The organism is Autumnicola psychrophila, from assembly GCF_031846645.1.
In the GTDB taxonomy this organism is placed as follows: Bacteria; Bacteroidota; Bacteroidia; order Flavobacteriales; family Flavobacteriaceae; genus Autumnicola; species Autumnicola psychrophila.
Window position 1 is genome coordinate 512,936 of the sequence record NZ_JAVRHN010000001.1, and the last position, 21,244, is coordinate 534,179.

The window sequence follows — 21,244 nt, forward strand, 5'->3', positions numbered from 1 at the left end:
ATGCAAAAGGATCTTCGGAATAGAGAGGACGTACACCTATTGGTAACATCTTTCTATAAGAAAGTGAGAAAAAATCCTGAAATCGGTTACTTTTTCAATAACAGTATTAGCGACTGGGATGCACATCTTTCCAAGCTTACAGATTTTTGGGAAAGTAACCTTTTCTTTGCAGGTAATTATAACGGAAATCCCCAGCGGGCGCACGTAAAAGTAGATCAGGAAAACGGAGGGAAAATAGATCAGTCCCACTTCGGGATCTGGCTCAACTTATGGTTTGAGACTGTAGACGAACTCTATAAGGGCGAGCTGGCAGAAAGGGCGAAACACAATGCCAGGAAGATGTCTACTCATCTTTATATTAAAATGTTCCAGAGCCGCCAGGTAAAAGAGGATTGATTGAAAATTGCCAATTTTGGCTATGCATAATTAAGATTGCATAAATGCCTGTTCAATAATACGATTCTGAATCAGGTTAAGGAGTATAGTTTTCCAATAACGCACTCTGCAGAATAATGGCAACTCTAAAAAGCCAGTTTTCGACCTTCAGTATTTACTTCTATCATTTTTTAAAGCTGAAATTATTCATTCTGAAACGGAAAACCACTTCAGAAGAATTGTAAATAATAGAAGGCACTTCTAAAATGTCAATTATCGGGTGGTAGTTTTTCATTCTGCGGATTCTATTTGAAAATTTCTTCAGGCTCAAAAAAGAGTACCTTAAAAAATGCCAGTTTTCGGCCTTTAGGATCTGTTCCTATTGTTGAAAAACTTCAGCATTAAAAAAACTGAAAAAATTAAGGCTTGAAAAGGAAGATTTAGATCGAAGGCTGGCTGCACGTGCCACAATAAGCTTTCCGCAGAAAGTGCTACCTCTAAAATGCCAGTTTTCGACCTGTAATTAGTCTCGTAAAGAAGATAAGACCTTATAAATTCCGAAAAAGTATAATTTAATTTTGATCCTCAGAAATTACACATTTCTGAATGCAATATTATTGATGTAATACGAGGATTGGCAACATATTGTCTATTTTGGAACATAGGCCATAGCGGTCGTTAAGGAGCTTATCGCATACATTAAGATTCTTGCCGATAATTGCGATAATATCGAATTTATCCTGGATTTCCAACAACAAATCTCTGTCAAATATTGTTGTTTTCTCCATATCTACATACTCCACCTTGGCTTGCTCTAACTTATTTGATAAAACCTCACAAATAACTTCTTTATTAGCCTCCACTGGATGCCCCTCATTAAGTTCCAGTACGGTCATGTGGGAATTTTTAATAAGATCGCATTTTTGAATAAGTTCAAAAGTTTTTTCTTTGGATAGGACAGAGTAATCTATTGGGAGCATACTGGTTCTGGGTTTTCGATAAACACTTTTGCCCGGTACAGCAACAATGTTACACTTTATTTTCCGAACCACTTCATAAGCATGGTTCCCGAGGATAGGATGGTGCCTCACATCCTGACTGGCAGCACCAATAAAGATGAGATCAATTTTCTTTTCGGCTATACATTTGCGGATAGCGCTAATAAGATTTTCAGAAGATAAGATGCTATGGAATTCCAGACCTTTATCCTGGGAATAGGCTTTAAGCATTTCCAGGGTCTTATGAAGTTCCTTAGAAATATGAAGCATCTTCTTCTCCAGCGTAATAGGATCTGTTTTGCTAAAATTAAAATCCTGAATATTTAGCACATAAACATTTCCGGGCCTGCCGGCCAGATAATCCAGGGCATATTTTCCTGTATTTTCTGACACCTCTGAAAAGTCGGTCAGGATTAATATATTCATCGTTATGGTTCAATAATTTATACAAAACTATATGAACTATACATGATGAAAAATGACAGAAGTCAGTTCTGAGAATTTTCAGCAGAATCTACACCACATTCTTGAGGGCCTGGGAATCAATAAGTTTAATGTTCCTTCCTTCTATTTCTATTAATCCCTCTTTCTTGAAATCTGAAAGGGTTCTTATAAGGCTTTCCGGTGCCATTCCCGCAACACCTGCAAGATCTGCCCTTGAGATTCTTATACTTTTTAACGGATGTTTTTTAATTCTTTCTGCAAAAAGCAAAATTGTATTTGCTGTTTTTTTACGGACGGAGCCGTATGCCATCCCCATCAATTGCTCTTTTAACCCTGAAAGGCTGTTGCTCAAAATTTCAACTAATTCCAGGGTTACCCGACCGTTATTTGCTAAAATCTTATGTAATTCTTCTTTAGAAACGGCATAAAGCTGAGTTTCTTCCATTGCAGTTGCAAAATCCTGATATGGGCTTGCATTATTCAGAGAAATATTTCCGAAGAAGTCATCATCTTTATAAAGCTCTGTTATAAGTTCTTTTCCCTGGCTATCTATCCTGTGCGCTTTCACCACACCGCGCTTTACCAGGTAAAAGTAGCTGGACTGCTTGCCCGGTTCATAAATATTTTCCCCTTTACGATATTCCAATAATTCATTTTCACTTATAAGGCTGCGCAGATCTTCCAAGCCTTTTAATAAATTTCCCTCCGGCTGCTGCGACTCCTTACTTTTCTTTTTAAAAGAATTGATGATGGCCACCCTCGCCAGCCTGCTTTCTATGGCGCTAAGTAAATCTTCCTCTTCAAAAGGTTTGGTGAGATAGTCATCGGCTCCAAGATCCATTCCCCTTCTTATGTCCTTATGCTCAGTTTTTGCAGAAAGAAAAATAAACGGAATGTCTATAGTTTCTTCACTCTTGCTCAACTCCTCGAGAACACCGTAACCATCCATTTCTGGCATCATAATATCACACACGATCACGTCTGGAAGAATTTTTTTGGCTTTTTCCACACCCAGACGACCGTTAGAAGCCGTTTCGATATCGTAACCCGAAAGCTCCAGCAATTCGGCTGTATTTTCTCTTACAGTTACATCGTCTTCTATTAGCAATACCTTTTTCATTGTAATAACTCTTTAATTTCTTCAGAAATTTTTATGGCTTTAAAATCGGGACTTCTACAGTAAATTTTGTCCCTACGTTCTCCTCACTTTCAAACTTTATACTTCCCCCAAGATTTTCCAGGTGAGTAAAGGCAATGTTAAGCCCAATCCCTGTTCCCTGGTCCAAAAGAGCATTTTCTGCTCTAAAATAACGTTCAAAAATATGCTTTTGATCTTTCTCCGGAATTCCTATTCCCTGGTCCTGAACTTCAAAAATTACAGAGCTATCGGTAGGAGTTACACGAAAATCTATCAGCGTATTTTCAGGAGAATATTTAATGGAATTACCCAGTAAATTAGAAAGAATAAGTTCCAAGATTTTTTCGTCGTGGTAAAGCACAATATCTTCCAGATCTTTGGAATAGGTTATTTCCTGACCATTTTTTAAAGTAATATTTGCGTTATACACCACTTCATTGATCAACCTTTTAAGGCTAAAGTTGGTGTATTTATATTGTCCCTTTCCTGCTTCCAGTCTTTCTATGGAAAGAAAATCATTAAGTATATTATTAAGGTAATGAACTTTATTTCTAATCGTCCCTAAATGCTTTTCCCGCTTGTCCTGCTGTTCAGATTTTACATATTTTTCAGCAAGTGTCGCTGAAGTTAGAATGCCGCTGAGAGGAGTTTTAAATTCATGAGAAACCAGCGAAAGAAATTTTGTCTTTAACTCATTAAGCTCTTTTTCCTTCTGCAGGGCATCTTTAATTTTTCGCTCAGCCGCTTTTCTCCTTTGAATTTCATCTTCAAGATCCAGGTTTAGATGCTGCAATTTTTGAACACTCTCCTGAAGCTCCTGTGTTCTTATCGCAATTTTATCCTCGAGTTTTGTATTAAGCTCCCTTATTTGTCGCTGTGTCTCATTACGAACAGTAATATCGATAATAAGTGACATTACATAATCCTCACCATCTATCTGGAACGGGTTTAATCCTGCTTCAACAGGAAACTGACTCCCGTCCTTTTTTAAACCATGCAGGTCCCTGCCATGGCCCATTTGTCTTTGTTCACTGTTATCTAAGAATTTTGAAAAATGCTTACCGTGGTTAGGTCGATAATTTTTGGGGATAAGGATGTCCAGCGGCTTTCCTGTTAATTCACCAGAATCATAACCAAACATATGTTCCGCAGCAGTATTTGCGGCAATCACCATCTGGGTAGAATCAACTACAATAATTCCTTCGGAAGCAGCTTCAAAAAGAACATTGAAAACATTTTTATTCTGAATGAACTCGCTTTTACCCACAGTTATTGTTTTACACGAATTTACAAAAGCTTAATTAAATGAAGTTAGCACTAAACCAAAGATTATGTATTCAATTTTCACATGAAAAAATATGTATTCAAATTTGGCAATTTTCGATATTCCCTGTTGATTAAAATTTTTCTATACGCATAATTGATAGTTTTATAATATTGTAGGTTTCCTTATAAAAGTCTCCTATCCTTTGTTATTTTTGAAGAAGGTCCAAATGTTTCTTTTAACTGTGGGAAGTTCGACATTCTTAATTCTTCGGAATAGTTATTCAGAGCCCGCTCATAAATTTCATAAGAAAAAAAGAAGGGGTGACGCAAATAACATCATGAAATACGTAGTAACGATAATAATTCTGTTATTCTTTCTGTTTGTCTCCTGTGACGGCAAGAAAACTATGCCTGAACTTTTGAAAGAAACAGCTGAAACTCAATTTTTCGTTCCGGAGAATATTTATGCCTCTTCTGTAAGAGTTCGTTATTTTGACAGCATTTCCAACGTAGTCCCTGGAAATCAAAAAGAACGATACCAACTAAAAAAAGGACGTGCACTGTTATACGCCGGTAAAACTGAAGCTGCTATAGCTATTTTTAAAGATTTATGGGAAGCAAGTAACAACGGCATATTACGTTATAAACTCGATTCAAATGAAGAAGAAAGTTTAGGGCCTTTACTGGCATTGGCTTATATGCGGTTGGGAGAACAACAAAATTGTATACATCACCATAATGCTTCTGCATCCTGCATTATTCCCATTAATCCAGAAGGCTTTCACCAGGCCCCGGAAGGATCCAGAAAAGCTATTGAACTTTATGAGGAATTTTTGAGACAGGACTCCCATGATTACAACAGTAAATGGCTTTTAAATATTGCTTATATGACTTTAGGGGAATATCCTGAAGGTGTACCCGAAAAATGGCTGATTCCCGAAATTGCCTTTGAATCTGAATACCCACTAAAAAAGTTTGAAGATATAGCCCCACAACTTGGCCTGAATGTTAATGAATTATCTGGAGGCGGGATAGTAGATGATTTTAACAACGACCATCTTTTAGACGTCGTAGTTTCCAGTTGGCTTCCTTCAGATCACTTACGGTACTTTATCAATAACGGAGACGGGAGTTTTTCAGAAAAAACTGAAAGCTCTGGACTGGAAATGGCTACTGGAGGGCTAAATATGGTGCAGGCCGATTACAATAATGACGGATTTCTGGACATTTTCGTACTGCGGGGAGCGTGGATGGGAACTCTGGGCAAACATCCAAATTCGCTGATAAGGAATAACGGAGATAACACCTTTACAGATGTTACCGTAGATGCCGGCTTACTTTCCTTTCATCCTACACAAACCGCGACTTGGGCAGATTTTAATAACGACGGTTGGATAGATTTATTTATAGGAAATGAATCTGAAAAAGGAAATGTTCACCCTTGCGAGCTTTACATTAACAACGGGGATGAAACCTTCTCTAATCGTACTGCCAGTGCAGGGCTTACAATTAGTACTACTGAAAAGCCTTACTACGTGAAAGGAGTAACCAGTGGAGATTATAATAATGACGGATGGATGGATATCTATGTCTCTACGCTACAATCTTCAAGTAAAAATTTATTATTTCTGAACCAGGGAACTGATAAAAATGGAAATTTAAACTTTGAAGAAGGGGGATCGCGGATTGGTCTGGGGGAGCAAATCTCCAGTTTCCCCACCTGGTCTTTTGATTACAACAACGACGGATGGACGGATATTTTTGTAGCAGGATATCAAAAATCTGACTTTTATACCATTGTTCCCGATATCGTTAAGGAATATTTAGGAGAACCAAACAAAGCAGAAACGATGCGGCTTTACAAGAATAATGCTGGTATTTTTACTGATGTTTCAGCGGAAGTGGGGCTGAACAAAATAGGATACGCCATGGGTGCTAATTATGGCGATTTGGACAATGACGGTTATCCGGACATTTATCTGAGTACAGGTGAAGTAAATTTTGAATCTATTATCCCGAACAGGGTTTTCAGAAATAACTCCGGAAAAGAATTTCAGGATGTGACCACGGCCGGAGGATTTGGACATATTCAAAAAGGACATGCCGTCTCATTTTCTGATGTTGATAATGATGGAGATCAGGACGTTCATGTGGTGATGGGAGGAGCTTATGAAGGTGATAATTTCTTCAATTCGCTTTATATAAACCCCTATCAGGATGAAAACAACTGGATCACTCTAAAACTGGAAGGAACACAGGCAAACAGGGCAGCTATTGGCAGCAAAATTGAAATAAAAGTTATGGAAGATGGACTTGAACGCTCTATTTTTCACACAATTAGTTCAGGAGGAAGTTTTGGCGCTTCTACTTTAAGGGCGCAGATAGGCTTGAGAAAAGCTTCAGAAATAATGGAAGTAAAAATTCTTTGGGCGGGTAGTGGCAACAAACAAAGCTTTAAAAACCTGAAATTAAATACGTTCTATAAGATCACAGAAAATAAAGCGGAAGCAAAAGAATTGAAATTAAAACCTTTTCAATTGAAGGAAACTGTACAGTAGTGTTTCCCTTTTCAGAATTTCAAATGTGTATGCCGAAATTTGCCAATTTTCGACCTCCATATAAAACTCCCACTTTACACGAAATACTTCAGAAAAAACGAACATTAGCAGAACAATCAGAATTCCCATAAATTTAAACATTAAACCATCAGGATGATAAAATTTAAACTCCTTCTATTCTTTGCGACAGCCACGTTTCTTCCGGAGATCCTTTGTTCCCAGGAACTGGAATTCAGAAAGTCTGACGAAGGAATCTTGCTTTTGGAAGATAATCGTCCGCGTTTTTTCTACCAAACTGCGACAAAATCTAAAGATGGAGAATATCCCCGTGCAAACTATATTCATCCACTCTACGGCCCAAATGGTGAAGTTCTAACTGAAGATTTTCCGGAAGATCATTTGCACCACCGCGGAATTTTCTGGACTTGGCACCAGTTATATGCTGAAGGAGAACGGGTAGCCGATCCCTGGCTATTACAAAATATCCGTTGGGATGTGCAAAAGACATCTACAAGTATTAAAGAGAATACCGCGGAAATAAAAGCTGAAGTTTTTTGGGTACTAACTTCAACTCAAAAAGCTGTAATTAGAGAAAATGTCTCCATTAATTATGAACGTTTGGAGAACGGAATCTTCTCTTTAACCTTTGACATAAATCTCACTGCATTAGTTGATGGAATAGCAATAGGAGGATCTGAAGATGAAAAAGGCTACGGCGGATTTTCACCGCGGTTTGTTTTACCTGAAAATGTGAGCTTTCACTCCGGTACAGGAGAAGTTGAACCCCACAACCTACCGGTGCAAGGCGGCCCCTGGATTGCATTAAAAGGTAGCTTTATTGATTCCAATCCAGGCAAGTCGGGAATTGTAATCATGGGAGAACCAGAAAAGTTGCCTTCCTACCAGGGCTGGATTCTTAGAAGTTCCCGAAGTATGCAAAACATGGCTTTTCCCGGAAAAGATGCTGTTGACATTGAAAAGGGTAAGAGCCTGAATTTCCGTAACCGGATTCTGGTGCACAGCGGACTTTCAACTAAAGAAATCGAAGCTTATTATAAGGAATTCAGAAATCACCTCAATTAAGAATAAGATCCAATTCCCGTAATGCACCCTACAAAACTTCCAAAAAACAAAAAACCGAACTCTTTTCAGAATTCGGTTTTACATTTTAGTTGGCCTACTAGGGCTCGAACCTAGACTCTTCTGGACCAAAACCAGACGTGTTGCCAGTTACACCATAGGCCAATGCTTAAATGCGGATGCAAATTTAAAACAAAGTTCTTTTTACACAAACATTTTGATCAAAATTATTTCAAAAACCTTCATCTTTTTTTAAATTCTACTGTACCTCTGATATTTACATATAGCACAAGTTAAGCTAATTTGGCTTTTCCCGATAAAATAATTCCTTTTAAAGCACGTTCATCAGGCATTCACATATTTATTATTAAATTCGCCACATTAATATAAAGTATCTCAGGGAATAACCATGAGGATTAAAAAATTAGTTTAAAAATCGAGGGTAAGCCTCGGGTAATCATACCCTACAAGGGATTCAACATTACATAAAAATGACAGATTTTAACTTTCGTAAGTGGAACAAAATCCTGGGATGGCTGGTTTTTATAATTGCACTTACCACTTATACTTTAACCCTGGAACCTACAGCGAGTTTCTGGGATGCAGGAGAATATATTGCGACTTCTGCCAATCTTGAAGTCGGTCACCCACCAGGAGCACCTTTTTATCAGATGATGGGCGCGTTCTTTTCCACTTTTGCCCCAGACGACAGTCAGGTGGCATTAATGGTGAATTTTATGTCTGGTGTGGCCAGTGCTTTTACTATTCTGTTTATGTTCTGGTCCATTTCCCTGCTTCTGCTAAAAATTGCAGGGCCACCTTCTAAAATTTCCGCATCAAAAAAGATGTCAGTTTTAGGAAGTGCCATGGTTGGATCCCTTGCTTTCACCTTTACCGATAGCTTCTGGTTTAGCGCTGTTGAAGCTGAAGTTTATGCCATGGCCTCGTGCTTTATGGCAATTTTATTTTACCTGGGACTGCTTTGGGAAAGGGACATGTTTAAACCTCGTGGCAACCGTTGGGTGATTCTAATCTCGTTGGTCATCGGGCTTTCTTTTGGTGTGCATTTTCTTGGATTGTTAACGATTCCTGCCATTGGTTTTCTATATTTCTTCAAAAACTATAAAAATGTCACGGTCAAAAATTTCATTATTGCCAACGTGGTGGTAGTTGCAGTTTTGCTATTCATCTTTAAACTTTTACTGCCTTATACCCTGACATTTTTCTCGGCTTCAGAAGTATTTTTCACCAATTCGCTTGGACTTCCTTTTAATACAGGTACAATTATAGCCTTTATCGTTATTGTCGCTGCATTTTACTTCGGAATCTCCTATACCCGCAAAAAAAGATACTATCAGCTTAATACTCTCTTTCTCTGCATCCTCTTTATTCTGATAGGTTTCTCCAGCTGGATGATGCTGCCAATCCGTTCAAATGCGCCTACTATTATTAATGAAAATAGCCCGGACAATGCGCGGGAACTCCTGGCCTACTACAACAGGGAACAATATGGGGAGACCCATCTTTTCTATGGACCTCAATGGTCAGAAATGTACGCCGGCCTGGACGAGGACAATCCTTATTTAGACGCAAAACCGCTTTATGAGAAAGACGAGGAAAAGGGAGAGTATGTAATTGTAAATGATTATAAGAACGCCAGGCAAAATCTGGATGATGATCACAAAGCTATTCTACCCCGTATGTGGAGCACACAGCACGCGGTAAATTATATGGAATTCACCGGACCACTGGAATTCACAGTCAAACCTGAATATCAGGGTGAAGAGCAGCTAATGCAGGCCATTAATGAATTCCGAAGAAGTTATAATACAAATCAGCTGGATAATGAAGATTATCACAATTTCCTGCAAAGGTTTAGTGATTACATAGATGTAGAAAAACCTTCATTTGCCTCTAACATTGCATATTTACTGGAATACCAGATTGGATATATGTACTGGCGCTACTTTATGTGGAATTTTGTAGGTCGCCAGGATGATGTACAGGGAAAATATACAGATTTGAACGGAAACTGGCTCAGCGGCATAGATTTTATTGACGAAATGCACCTGGGTTCACAGGACGAACTTCCCAGCGATGTCGAGAACAACAAAGCAAGAAATACGTATTACTTCCTCCCGCTAATATTAGGGCTAATAGGTTTGGTTTTTCAGTTTAAACGGGACAAAAACAACTTTTGGGTGCTGCTCGTCTTTTTCCTTTTCACGGGTATAGCGCTTAAAATCTATCTTAATGAGCGGCCATTCGAGCCTCGGGAAAGGGATTACGCCCTGGTGGGTTCTTTTTACGTTTTTGCCATATGGATCGGCTTTGGAGTTTATGCGTTAATAGATATTCTCAAAGATTATTTAAAACCAAAACTTGCAGTGCCTATAGTGATTGTAGGTACTTTGCTCGCCGTTCCCACTTTACTCGCCAGTGAAAACTGGGACGATCATGACAGGTCCGGCCGCTATACCGCGCTTGCAATGGCAAAAATGTACCTGGATTCTGTAGAGGAAAACGGAATTATATTTACTATTGGAGACAACGATACTTTCGCTTTATGGTACGTCCAGCAGGTTGAGAAATACAGAACTGACGTGAGGGTCATTAATACCAGCCTTTTTGCGACAGATTGGTATATTGACCAGATGAAGCTTAAAGCTTTTGAAAGCGATCCTATCCCGTCTCAGTTCGAAAGTGAATTTTATACCGGTAAGAATGATGCTATATTTCTGGATGAACGAACCACTGATACCCTTGCTATAAACACCTGGCTAAATTATATTGAAAGTGATGATGCCCGCACCCAGGCCGAACTTAGAGGCGGACAAATGGTCAATACTTTCCCCACCCAAAATGTGAGGATTCCGGTTGATAGACAAAATGTCCTCCAAAATAGTATTGTGGAGGAAGATGAAAGTGATCTTATAGTAGACCATATAGACATTCATATCGATCAAAGCGTATTGTATAAAAACAGGCTGATGATGCTGGATGTGATCGCCAATAATAATTGGGAGCGCCCAATTTACTTTACCGGAGGCAGCTTTGGCGATGACGATTACCTGTGGATGAAGGATTACCTGCAGCTGGAAGGAGTTGCTTATAAGCTGGTACCTATCCGCACCCCTGTAAATCCTCGAAATCCATTCGATATGGGCCGCGTAAATACCCAGAAGATGTATAATATTGTAAAGCAATGGGACTGGGGGAATATGGAGGATCCCGATATTTATCATGATCCCGAAACCCGTAAAAACGCAATTACCTACAGGAGTAATCTTGCACGACTGGTAGAAAATCTTCTGCAGGAACAGGACACATCAGCTGCTAAAGAAATTCTGGATCTCGGGATCGAAAAAATGCCATTAGATAAATATGGCTATTATTCTCTTGTAGAACCATTTATTGAAGGCTATTATGAAGTTAATGAAATAGAAAAAGCAAGAGATCTCTGGGAGCAAGTTGCCGAAAAATACCAGGAGAATCTCAACTATTACAGCACCTGGGATCAGGACAGGCAATATCGTTATGCAAGCGAAATTATTAATGATATTGAAAGATACCGCTCCCTTATAAACATTCTGGTAAGACAGCAGGACGAGGAAATTGTAAAGGAAAAAGCAGAAGAGTTTAATACATATCTGCGTCTTTTCAGGCATTTTTATGCAGAAGATGAAGAAATTGATACCGATGCAGGACCTTCTCAGCAGTTAATTGAAGAGCAGTTTGACCGGGAACTTAATCCGCAGCAGGGAGTAGACACTTTTTCTGAAGAAATTCCGGCGGAAGAGCTTCAGGAGTAAAAAATAGTTCAGCCATGATTCATTATTTGTTTTATGGCTGAGTTTTCTTCGGAACGAAAGTATCAACATTTTATTAGCAGGTTCTTATGCCTAAACACTAGAGATGATTGAACAGAAGGACAAAATAAAATTATTTGAAACTTTAATCATTTTATACAAATGTCATAGTTCCGTAAATACAATATGGAAAAAGCTGGATCAGAATAAGGAAATCATCAAAGGTTTAAGTTATTCAGATTCTCCACTGCTATATCATATCATTTTAGAAGTTGTAAATTTTCAAGAAGAATATAAGAATTTCAATTGTATTCATCTAAAACCTTATAAAGAAAGGATTAATGAGATAAGGAACATTAACAAAAGTATATTTAAAAAAATAAACGAATGGGATTTACAAAGTTTTAGAAATAATATTGTTGCCCATCCATGGAGAAAATCAGGCCAATTCGTAATTCCAGATTCTTTAGATTACAAAATACCCAGAAATGCTTTTGAATTCCAACTCTTGGTCAATTATTTAAACTATGTCTGGAAAATGATAAGTTCAGAATTCAGCAATGAATTTGAAGAAACAATTAATCACATGCTTTCTATTAAGATAGAATCAAAACCAAAAGCTGACTATAGAAAGATTAATGAAGAACAATTAAATCTAGTAGATGAAGTCAATAGAAAATGTAAAGACCTCAATAAAGATTATTTCTTGCAAGTCTACTTATATGACATTGACAATTAGCTGATAAGTACAGCGAACATTGCATATTCACAATTGACGCGAATATTAATCAACATAAGCAATATTTCCCTTTCCTGTACCACAACAGAAAACAACGCAGGATCGATAATTGCCTTTTTAGGAGGTGCTCCTAAAATTCACAATTTTTCATCTCTTGCGCAAATTGAAATGAACAAATTTCTGGTTAAATATCCTTCAATTCTAAGGCGGCTTTACCCCCGAAGATGGACAAAAATGGAAATGCAGAAGAGTATTTACCTCACTTTTGATGATGGGCCAATTACTGAAGTTACTCCGTGGGTTTTGGACCTTCTAAAGGAATATAATGCACACGCCACCTTCTTTTGCATTGGTGATAATGTGCAAAAACATCCCGAAATCTTCAGAAGAATCCTTTCTGAAGGACATAGCATAGGAAATCATGCTTTTAATCACCTGGATGGCTGGAAAACCGCAACTTCAGCATATATTGAAAACGTTTCTAAGGCTGAAGAAGCAATAAATTCTGAAGAAAAAGAGGGAAAGAGGGAAAGAGAGAAAGAGGACCACCGAACTACGAACAACAAACTACGAACTACCAAACTCTTCCGCCCTCCCTACGGAAGGATAAAAAACAGCCAGGCGCGAAAATTGGCAAATATCGGCTACCAGTTAGTGATGTGGGATGTGATTAGTTATGATTTCGATGAGAATTTATCTGAAGAAGAATGCCTCCAGAATGTCCTGGAAAATGCTGAACAAGGAAGCATCATCGTTTTTCACGATAGCAGGAAAGCCTTCATAAACCTGGAAAAAGTACTCCCGCAGGTGCTGGAATACTACAAAAACAAGAATTTCAGCTTCAAAAAGCTTTAAATGTATTCTTTAATAAGCCCGATGATCGTATTGGCATCCTGTTCCCCACTCTGCCGCCATTTCATTTCACCATTTTTATAGATCATTAAAGTAGGTAGCGCCTTTACCCTAAGGGCTTCAGCAAGTTGTGCATTTTTGTCTACATCTATTTTTATCACTTTGGCCTTATCGCCAAGTGCCGCTGCCACATCCCTTAAAACCGGATGCATTGCTTTAGAAGCATCATTCCATTCAGTATAAAAATCTAACAACACGGGGATGTTTAGATCTACCAGTTCACCAAATTTTGACATAAAATCAAGCTTTTATCACAATTAGATTTGTACACCTTAAATGCCGGCATAATCAAATATAGCAAATTCTTATTATTATGCAGGCTTGGGGCCTTTTTTCAGTTCAATAACGCTTATTTCAGGCCATATTCCAACCCGCCCGGGATAGGCAAGAAATCCGAAGCCGCGGTTTACGTTAATAACCCTGCCCATTTCTTCATAAATCCCTGCCCAATGCTTGTAGCGATACTGCACGGGGCTCCACTGGAACCAGCCGGGAATTTCTATACCAAACTGCATTCCGTGAGTATGTCCGCTAAGGGTTAACTGGAAATGTTTATCATCTTTTCGCACTTTCTCATCCCAATGCGAGGGATCATGACTTAAAAGTACTTTGAAGTCCTTTGCTGTTAATCCTTCGGAAGCCTTATCAAGATCCCCGTTCTTCTTAAAACCACCGGCTCCCCAGTTTTCCACTCCGACCAATGCAATTCGTTGTCCGTTCTTTTCAAGAAAACGATGTTCATTTAGCATCAGGTTCCAGCCCATTTCTGCGTGGGTCTGTTTCAAAGTCTCAAGATTTTCCCTTTTTGCAGCTGCACTTGGCCAGTTTTTATAATCTCCGTAATCGTGATTTCCCAGGACAGAATATACCCCATCCCGAGCTTTTACAGTAGAAAATAGGTCTTTCCAGTCTTCCATTTCGGCTGCTGAATCGTTTACCAGGTCGCCGGTAAAAAACACCACATCGCTATCCTGTTCTCTTAACAAGTCGACCCCGTATTTGATTTTTTCAGGATTATCAAAGCTACCGCTATGCACATCACTTATCTGGCTAATCCTGTACCCATCAAAAGCATCGGGAAGATCATCGAAGTACAACGTGTACTTCAAGACCCGGAAATCATATCTTCCTTTATACATTCCGTAGAGCATCGATGCGAAAGGTATGGCTGCTAAACCAAGAGCTATCTGGCTAAGGAATTTTCTTCTTGAAGGCAAATTAAAGTCAGTACCCGAAATTGCCAATTTTCGACCCCCGCCTACAAAAAGCCTGACGATATCCTCGCCAAACATCAGAAGAAAAAAGATGAGCTTGGGCACGAAGAAAACCAGGAAGAACCCTACAGCATAAGACCGGGCACCGGCCCAGCCATCATCTTCGCCACTGTTAAATTGATAAAGCAGGTTTGCCAGTACAGCAAGGGAGAGGAACAAGTAGATATAGTAAATCCAGGAATACCTGCTCACGGTTTTAAAAACCTGGTACGCATAAATGTCCAGGAGAACGTAAACAACAACAAAAATAATCCATCGCATTGGCTTGTGTAATTTTTGCGCGAAGATACTTTTAATCTTTCTGGATAACTGCCTGTTACAGTTATTTTAGCTAATGATAACATAGAAATTTTATATTCCGGCATTACAATCTTCAGGATCTTGCAAACCTATAAATTTGAATATCCAAGGCCTTAGAATTACCTTCACCCCATCTTATATAATCAATGAAAAATTGGCTCTTTTTGCTTGCAAAATGTTTTCTTTGGCAAAGTAAAAAAGACAACATCAAAAATGTACAACTCACATAATTACCTCTAAGACTAACTAATCAATGAATCAACAAAAATCTTATCGTACGGCATTTATATTTTTAACTATCCTCTTTTTCCTATGGGGCTTCATCACTGTACTGGTGGATTCTTTAATTCCGCGGTTAAGGGAGGTTTTTACCCTTAGCTATTTCCAGGCCGGGATGGTGCAATTTGCTTTTTTTGGCGCCTATTTCCTGCTCTCTATCCCCGCGGGTTATATTTTATCCAAAATTGGCTATAAAAGAGGAATTATTCTGGGCCTGGTGACCATGGCCTTGGGTTGTTTACTTTTTTACCCTGCTGCATCCTATAGAATCTTCGGAATTTTTATGCTCGGATATTTTATTCTTGCCGGCGGAATTACAATTCTCCAGGTGGCTGCCAATCCTTATGTCACCATTCTTGGCCCGGAAAAATCTGCTTCCAGCCGGCTCAATCTCTCCCAGGCTTTTAATTCCCTCGGAACCGCTATCGCTCCGTTAATTGGCGCACTTTTTATCCTGAGCGACAAGGTAATGTCTTCTGAAGAAATCGCTTATATGACTGAAGCTGAACAGAAAGATTATTACATCGCTGAAGCTTCTGCAGTACAAACGCCGTTTCTTGGGATCGCAGCATTTATAATTCTAATAGCTGTGGTCTTTTTATTTGTAAAACTTCCGAAGATTGGAGATACAGCAGCATCCAACGACTATGGAAAAGTACTGAAAAACAAAAACCTTATTTTGGGTGCCATCGCCCTTTTCTTTTACGTAGGGGCCGAAGTTGCCTTGGGGAGTTATATGGTCAATTATTTTCTAAGCCTTGAATTATCTGAAACTATACGCGACACGCCCTTTATGCGGAATATCGCAGAATGGACGCTAAATTCAGGATTGACGGAATCCAGCAGCATGGCCATAGTAGGGGTCTTTGTTACCTTTTACTGGACAGGTGCAATGGTGGGAAGATTTATTGGCTCCTACCTTACAAAAATTATGAATCCTGCAGTAGTGCTGAGTGTTTTTGCCTCCTGCGCAATTGGTTTATTGATAATTACCAATTTTAGTACAGGCCTAGTAGCAATGTGGACGATAATTGCCATTGGATTGTTCAACTCCATTATGTTCCCAACCATTTTCAGCCTTGCGTTGGACGGGCTGGGGGACGATAAACCGCAGGGGTCTGGTGTACTTTGTACTATGATTGTAGGAGGTGCGATTATACCACCGGCCTACGGTTATATTGTGGATAGCTTTAGCTTTAATATTGCTTTTATCCTGGTGATGCTCTGTTATGCTTATATCCTCTACTACGGCTATCGTAATAAACGCCGGCAGGTCGCTATTTAAATCTATTAAGCCTTTCATTTCTGAATGGCTTTTCTCTTATATGACATTATCTTTGTAGTTTTGAAATATTCTGTAAATAACATTTGAACCAATATATGGCTGCTCAAAAACGCTTATTCTTACTTGATGCATACGCACTGATCTTCCGTGGTTATTATGCTTTTATTAAAAATCCCAGGATCAACTCCAAAGGTTTTGATACTTCAGCAATAATGGGTTTTACCAATTCACTGTTTGATGTGATTAGGCGGGAAAAACCAGATCATCTCGCAGTTTGTTTCGACAAAGAAGGCAGCGAAGTAAGAAAAGAAATGTTTAGCGAATACAAAGCTAATCGCGACGCAACGCCAGAGCCTATAATGCAGGCTATCCCGATTATCCAAAATATTTTAACAGCAATGCACATTCCGGTAGTGGTACTTCCGGGCTGTGAAGCCGATGATATTATTGGTACACTGGCACAGCAAGCCGAAAAAGAAGACTATCAGGTTTTTATGGTGACTCCAGATAAGGATTTCGCGCAGCTGGTTACCGAAAATATCTTTATGTACCGCCCCGCAAGAATGGGAAATGGTATAGAAATCTGGGGAATACCTGAGGTGAAAAAGAAATTTGGCGTAGAGCGGCCGGAGCAGGTGATAGATTACCTGGGGATGATGGGAGATGCTGTAGATAATATTCCCGGTCTTCCCGGAGTTGGTGAAAAAACTGCAAAAAAGTTCCTGAAGGAATTTGGTAGTATGGAAGAGTTGCTCGCCAACACTGCAAAGCTAAAAGGGAAAATGCGCGAAAAAGTGGAAGCACATGCAGAACAGGGAATTCTTTCCAAAAAACTCGCTGCCATTATCACCGATTGCGATGTGAAATTTCATGCTGAAGATTATGAACTTTCAATGCCTGATGCAGAAAAGGTCCAAGAGATTTTTGATGAACTGGAATTTAGAAGGCTGAAGGATCAATTTGTAAAATTATTTAGTGGCGAAGAAGATCATCCGCAAACACAGGTGACCAATTCCCCTTCAGCAAAACAGAATGCACAAGCCGTTGCAGGAGCAGGACAATTCTCTCTTTTTGGATCTGGAGGTGCAGAAAAAATAGAACCGACTTCCGGCCGAAAATCGCTAGAGAACACAGCACACGTTTATCAGAGTTTAAGTACAGGGATGTCACGGAAACTTTTTCTTCAGAATTTAATGAAGCAGCAAAGTGTAAGTTTCGATACCCAAACTACGAGTACAAATCCAATGGATGCAGAACTGGTAGGGATTGCATTTTCCTGGGAAACCGGAAAAGGTTTTTATCTGCCTTTTCCTGAAGATAAAGATGAATCTCAAAAGCTCATCGAAGAATTGCGACCTTTCTTTGAAAATGAAAACATAGAAAAAATTGGTCAGAATTTAAAGTATGACATTAAGGTAATGGCCAGGTACGGCATCGAAATCAAAGGAAAACTTTTTGATACGATGATCGCTCATTACCTGATCAACCCGGATATGCGGCATAATATGGATATCCTGGCAGAAACTTATCTCAATTATTCTCCGCAGCCTTTATCTGAAGTTGTTGGTAAGAAGGGAAAAAATCAGAAGTCGATGCGCGACATTCCGCTGGACCGCCAGTGCGAATATGCTGTAGAAGATGCAGATGTTATCCTTCAGCTTAAGCAGTTTTTTGAGAAAGAACTTAATGAGGCAAACACACGCAAATTATTTAATGAAATTGAAATTCCGCTGGTAAAAGTCCTGGCCGAAATGGAGCTGGAAGGGATTAATCTTGACGAAAAGTTCCTTAATTCCCTTTCCGAAGCACTGGATAGGGACGTAAAGGAACTGGAAGAAAAAATTTATGCTGATGCCGGAGAGGAATTTAATATCGGCTCTCCCAAACAACTGGGAATTATTCTTTTTGAAAAAATGGAGCTGGTAAAAAAACCTAAAAAAACTAAAACAGGACAATATTCCACGAGTGAGGATGTACTTTCTGTACTCGCCAAAGATCACGAAATCATCCAGCGTGTACTGGACTACCGCGGACTCGTAAAATTGAAAAACACTTACGTTGATGCTTTACCGGGACAGATAGAGAAATCTACCGGCCGCGTCCATACAGATTATGTACAGACGATTGCCGCTACAGGAAGACTGAGTTCCAATAATCCTAACCTTCAGAATATACCTATAAGGACAGAAAGAGGACGGCAAGTGAGAAAAGCTTTTGTACCAAGAGACGAAAATTACATTTTACTGGCTGCCGATTATTCCCAGATTGAACTGCGAATAATCGCTGCACTCAGCAAAGAAGAAACTATGATCAAAGCTTTTAAGGAAGGAGAAGATATTCATGCCTCTACAGCTGCCAATGTTTTTAGCGTACCAATTGATGAAGTTACCCGCGAACAAAGGAGCAATGCGAAAACTGTCAATTTTGGGATCATATATGGAGTTTCGGCTTTTGGCCTTAGCAACCAGACCAGCCTTAGCAGATCTGAATCCAAAGAATTGATTGACACCTATTACAAAACCTACCCTAAACTGAGCAATTTTATTAGTGAGCAGGTGGATTTCGCAAGAGAAAATGGATACGTCCAAACTGTTCTAGGAAGAAGAAGGTACCTGAAAGATATCAATTCGCAGAATGCCATGGTAAGAGGTGCTGCGGAAAGAAATGCTGTTAATGCTCCTATCCAGGGAAGCGCTGCCGATATTATCAAACTCGCCATGATCAATATTAATACTAAACTAAAGGAGAACAGTTACAAAACCAAGATGCTCCTACAGGTACATGATGAATTGGTTTTTGATGTTTATAAATCTGAACTGGAAGAAGTGAAGAAAATGATCAAGCACGAAATGGAAAATGCATTTAAACTTGAAGTTCCGTTAGATGTTGACCTTGGTGAAGGTCAGAACTGGCTGGAAGCACATTAAATACAAAAACCCTCACAGAATAAAATCTGCGAGGGTTTTCTACTAACAACACTAAACTAATCAATTATTTTTTACTGCACTTTTGTATAAATCGTTTCCAGCCTTGTTATTTCAGAAACAACAGTGGTATCACGTCCGTCATTAATATAATTTGCACCATCAATTTCACTAGCTGTGGTTATTACATGTAAAAGTTCCTCTCCATTTTCGTTGGTAAGTTCAATGGTCTTTGAATCTGTGTAAGTCACTCCATCTACATCAAATGTCACCTCCAGGACCGAACTGTCACTATTGTTAACCACATCATATTCTGCGAAGTAGATACCATAACTACAGTCAAATCCATTTTTAAAATCCAGTTTTGCCTGACCAGTTTTTACCGATCCATCCTCATTAAAAACGAAATACATTTCATTAAAACAAGTAGTTTCCTCCAAAATATCTGTACTGGTATCAGGATCACCATCATTAAGATTCACTGCAACATCTGAAGCCATAGAAGAAAGTTCCCATCTGCCAATAAGGCTGCTTTGCTCTATTGTCGCATTGCTAACTTTCAGAACTTCTGCACTTGCAACTGTCATCTCATCATTTTCAGGCTCACATGAAGCCGTAACACCCGCAACCATCACAATTATCCCAAATGCTCCGGTCAGTTTCTTTAATCTGTTCATTATCACTCATTAAATTTGGAGATGCAAATGTAGGACAAGGATTGGTTTTTTATGACTTTATTAACACCATAATTACTCTTTATCGGTAATTAACATCATTTCAGCCGCTAATATTAGATTAGATCTTTTACAAGCCACTGTTCCGCCTAGTGTTATTCAACTTCTCTTACTGTTTTGTAAAGAAGCAGAACGCTTCTGACAATCAGTATTTTCCATCTATTTAAAATAATGAAACTCCTATTTGCTATATGAATTTATAATTGTACATTTGCAGCCCGTTTTCCCAAGATCAAAATTGGGATTATGGGAATGGAATGTTTAATTATTAAGTAAAACTATTTAGTGTGGACACATTAAGTTACAAAACAGTATCGGCCAACAAGGCCACCGTTACCAAAGAATGGGTACACGTAGATGCTGAAGGACAAACACTGGGACGTCTTGCTTCTAAAGTAGCAAAATTACTAAGAGGAAAGTACAAACCAAACTTCACCCCACACGTTGATTGCGGAGATAACGTTGTTATTACCAACGCTAGCGGAATCAACTTAACCGGAAAGAAATGGGATTCTAAGGAATACATTCGTCACACCGGTTATCCAGGTGGACAAAGAAGTCTTACAGCATCCGAATTATTCAACAAAGCTCCTGAGCGTTTGGTGGAAAAAGCGGTAAAAGGAATGTTACCTAAGAACAAATTAGGAGCAGACCTATTCAGAAATTTAAAGGTTTATGCAGGATCTGACCACGATCAGGAAGCTCAAAAACCTAAAACTATTAACTTAAACGATCTTAAGTAATGGAGGTTATTCACAAAATTGGTCGTAGAAAAACGGCTGTTGCACGTGTTTATGTTTCTGATGGAAATGGAAACATCACCGTGAACAAAAAAGAAATGAACGATTACTTTACAACAGGTACGCTTCAGTACAAAGTTAATCAGCCGTTAACGCTTACCGGTAATGATAAAACTTTTGACGTAAAAGTAAACGTTTACGGAGGTGGAATTACAGGTCAGGCAGAAGCTATTCGTCTTGCAATTTCCAGAGCTATGGTAGAACTTGACGAAGACAACCGTACGACTCTTAAGCCGGAAGGTTTATTAACAAGAGATCCACGTATGGTAGAACGTAAGAAATACGGACAGAAGAAAGCCCGTAAGAAATTCCAGTTCTCTAAACGTTAA

General features: G+C 39.0%; 16 protein-coding genes and 1 tRNA gene. 10 read left to right on the plus strand and 7 right to left on the minus strand.

What is annotated here, in order from left to right; translation table 11 throughout:
* The gene (locus RM541_RS02120) at positions 1-396 is read left to right on the plus strand and encodes a group III truncated hemoglobin (RefSeq protein ID WP_311498573.1); all 396 of its coding nucleotides are present in this window, start codon (positions 1-3) and stop codon (positions 394-396) included.
* A gap of 593 nt (positions 397-989) precedes the next feature.
* Here the strand turns inward: RM541_RS02120 and RM541_RS02125 are convergent.
* The 3 genes from RM541_RS02125 to RM541_RS02135 form a co-directional block, all read right to left on the minus strand.
* Positions 990-1,799: a universal stress protein gene (locus RM541_RS02125; protein WP_311498574.1), complete on the minus strand. Its 810-nt coding sequence runs from the start codon at positions 1,797-1,799 to the stop codon at positions 990-992.
* Between the two features lie 88 nt (positions 1,800-1,887).
* On the minus strand, positions 1,888-2,937 hold the full coding sequence (locus RM541_RS02130) for a response regulator (protein WP_311498575.1): 1,050 nt from the start codon (positions 2,935-2,937) through the stop codon (positions 1,888-1,890).
* Positions 2,938-2,968: 31 nt separating this feature from the next.
* Positions 2,969-4,222 carry an ATP-binding protein gene (locus RM541_RS02135; RefSeq protein WP_311498576.1) on the minus strand — a complete coding sequence of 418 codons (1,254 nt, stop codon included), beginning with the start codon at positions 4,220-4,222 and terminating at the stop codon, positions 2,969-2,971.
* Positions 4,223-4,559: 337 nt separating this feature from the next.
* Between RM541_RS02135 and RM541_RS02140 the strand changes: the two genes are divergently transcribed.
* Both RM541_RS02140 and RM541_RS02145 read left to right on the plus strand, forming a co-directional pair.
* Complete coding sequence (locus tag RM541_RS02140; RefSeq protein WP_311498577.1) at positions 4,560-6,779, plus strand: CRTAC1 family protein; 2,220 nt, start codon at positions 4,560-4,562, stop codon at positions 6,777-6,779.
* 153 nt (positions 6,780-6,932) lie between these two features.
* The gene (locus RM541_RS02145) at positions 6,933-7,862 is read left to right on the plus strand and encodes a DUF6807 family protein (RefSeq protein ID WP_311498578.1); all 930 of its coding nucleotides are present in this window, start codon (positions 6,933-6,935) and stop codon (positions 7,860-7,862) included.
* Between the two features lie 89 nt (positions 7,863-7,951).
* On the opposite strand, the gene RM541_RS02150 is transcribed toward RM541_RS02145, so the two are convergent.
* Positions 7,952-8,024 (minus strand) — tRNA-Gln (locus RM541_RS02150).
* Between the two features lie 326 nt (positions 8,025-8,350).
* Here RM541_RS02150 and RM541_RS02155 point away from each other — a divergent pair.
* The 3 genes from RM541_RS02155 to RM541_RS02165 all read left to right on the plus strand — a co-directional run bounded on the left by RM541_RS02155 (position 8,351) and on the right by RM541_RS02165 (position 13,262).
* Complete coding sequence (locus tag RM541_RS02155; protein WP_311498579.1) at positions 8,351-11,671, plus strand: glycosyltransferase family 117 protein; 3,321 nt, start codon at positions 8,351-8,353, stop codon at positions 11,669-11,671.
* A gap of 103 nt (positions 11,672-11,774) precedes the next feature.
* Positions 11,775-12,407, plus strand: coding sequence for a hypothetical protein (locus RM541_RS02160; RefSeq protein ID WP_311498580.1), 633 nt, complete (start codon positions 11,775-11,777; stop codon positions 12,405-12,407).
* Positions 12,408-12,440: 33 nt separating this feature from the next.
* Positions 12,441-13,262 carry a polysaccharide deacetylase family protein gene (locus RM541_RS02165; RefSeq protein ID WP_311498581.1) on the plus strand — a complete coding sequence of 274 codons (822 nt, stop codon included), beginning with the start codon at positions 12,441-12,443 and terminating at the stop codon, positions 13,260-13,262.
* Here the strand turns inward: RM541_RS02165 and RM541_RS02170 are convergent.
* Together RM541_RS02170 and RM541_RS02175 are read right to left on the minus strand one after the other, a co-directional pair.
* Positions 13,259-13,555: a thioredoxin family protein gene (locus RM541_RS02170; RefSeq protein ID WP_311498582.1), complete on the minus strand. Its 297-nt coding sequence runs from the start codon at positions 13,553-13,555 to the stop codon at positions 13,259-13,261. The genes RM541_RS02165 and RM541_RS02170 overlap by 4 nt on opposite strands.
* A 75-nt stretch (positions 13,556-13,630) precedes the next feature.
* On the minus strand, positions 13,631-14,854 hold the full coding sequence (locus RM541_RS02175; protein ID WP_311498583.1) for a metallophosphoesterase: 1,224 nt from the start codon (positions 14,852-14,854) through the stop codon (positions 13,631-13,633).
* Positions 14,855-15,146: 292 nt separating this feature from the next.
* Between RM541_RS02175 and fucP the strand changes: the two genes are divergently transcribed.
* Entirely contained in the window at positions 15,147-16,457 is a 1,311-nt protein-coding gene (gene fucP / locus RM541_RS02180) for an L-fucose:H+ symporter permease (RefSeq protein WP_311498584.1), read from the plus strand.
* A gap of 95 nt (positions 16,458-16,552) precedes the next feature.
* Positions 16,553-19,384, plus strand: a complete 2,832-nt coding sequence (gene polA, locus RM541_RS02185; RefSeq protein WP_311498654.1) for a DNA polymerase I — start codon at positions 16,553-16,555, stop codon at positions 19,382-19,384.
* 71 nt (positions 19,385-19,455) lie between these two features.
* Here polA and RM541_RS02190 read toward each other — a convergent pair whose 3' ends face one another.
* Positions 19,456-20,058, minus strand: coding sequence for a DUF5004 domain-containing protein (locus tag RM541_RS02190; RefSeq protein ID WP_311498585.1), 603 nt, complete (start codon positions 20,056-20,058; stop codon positions 19,456-19,458).
* Positions 20,059-20,402: 344 nt separating this feature from the next.
* Here RM541_RS02190 and rplM point away from each other — a divergent pair, with 344 nt between their 5' ends.
* Entirely contained in the window at positions 20,403-20,858 is a 456-nt protein-coding gene (gene rplM / locus RM541_RS02195; protein WP_311498586.1) for a 50S ribosomal protein L13, read from the plus strand.
* A complete protein-coding gene (gene rpsI, locus RM541_RS02200; protein ID WP_311498587.1) occupies positions 20,858-21,244 on the plus strand; it encodes a 30S ribosomal protein S9 in 387 nt (128 codons plus the stop codon). Before rplM ends, rpsI begins: the two co-directional genes overlap by 1 nt.

What these genes read in the sequence shown, in the direction of transcription:
- RM541_RS02190 (WP_311498585.1), bottom strand. Translation starts at nt 20,058, where the DNA reads ATGAACAGATTAAAGAAACTGACCGGAGCATTTGGGATAATTGTGATG.
- RM541_RS02170 (WP_311498582.1), bottom strand. Translation starts at nt 13,555, where the DNA reads ATGTCAAAATTTGGTGAACTGGTAGATCTAAACATCCCCGTGTTGTTA.
- polA (WP_311498654.1), top strand. Translation starts at nt 16,553, where the DNA reads ATGGCTGCTCAAAAACGCTTATTCTTACTTGATGCATACGCACTGATC.
- RM541_RS02125 (WP_311498574.1), bottom strand. Translation starts at nt 1,799, where the DNA reads ATGAATATATTAATCCTGACCGACTTTTCAGAGGTGTCAGAAAATACA.
- RM541_RS02175 (WP_311498583.1), bottom strand. Translation starts at nt 14,854, where the DNA reads ATGCGATGGATTATTTTTGTTGTTGTTTACGTTCTCCTGGACATTTAT.
- rpsI (WP_311498587.1), top strand. Translation starts at nt 20,858, where the DNA reads ATGGAGGTTATTCACAAAATTGGTCGTAGAAAAACGGCTGTTGCACGT.
- RM541_RS02130 (WP_311498575.1), bottom strand. Translation starts at nt 2,937, where the DNA reads ATGAAAAAGGTATTGCTAATAGAAGACGATGTAACTGTAAGAGAAAAT.
- RM541_RS02145 (WP_311498578.1), top strand. Translation starts at nt 6,933, where the DNA reads ATGATAAAATTTAAACTCCTTCTATTCTTTGCGACAGCCACGTTTCTT.
- RM541_RS02120 (WP_311498573.1), top strand. Translation starts at nt 1, where the DNA reads ATGCAAAAGGATCTTCGGAATAGAGAGGACGTACACCTATTGGTAACA.
- RM541_RS02160 (WP_311498580.1), top strand. Translation starts at nt 11,775, where the DNA reads ATGATTGAACAGAAGGACAAAATAAAATTATTTGAAACTTTAATCATT.
- fucP (WP_311498584.1), top strand. Translation starts at nt 15,147, where the DNA reads ATGAATCAACAAAAATCTTATCGTACGGCATTTATATTTTTAACTATC.
- RM541_RS02155 (WP_311498579.1), top strand. Translation starts at nt 8,351, where the DNA reads ATGACAGATTTTAACTTTCGTAAGTGGAACAAAATCCTGGGATGGCTG.
- RM541_RS02140 (WP_311498577.1), top strand. Translation starts at nt 4,560, where the DNA reads ATGAAATACGTAGTAACGATAATAATTCTGTTATTCTTTCTGTTTGTC.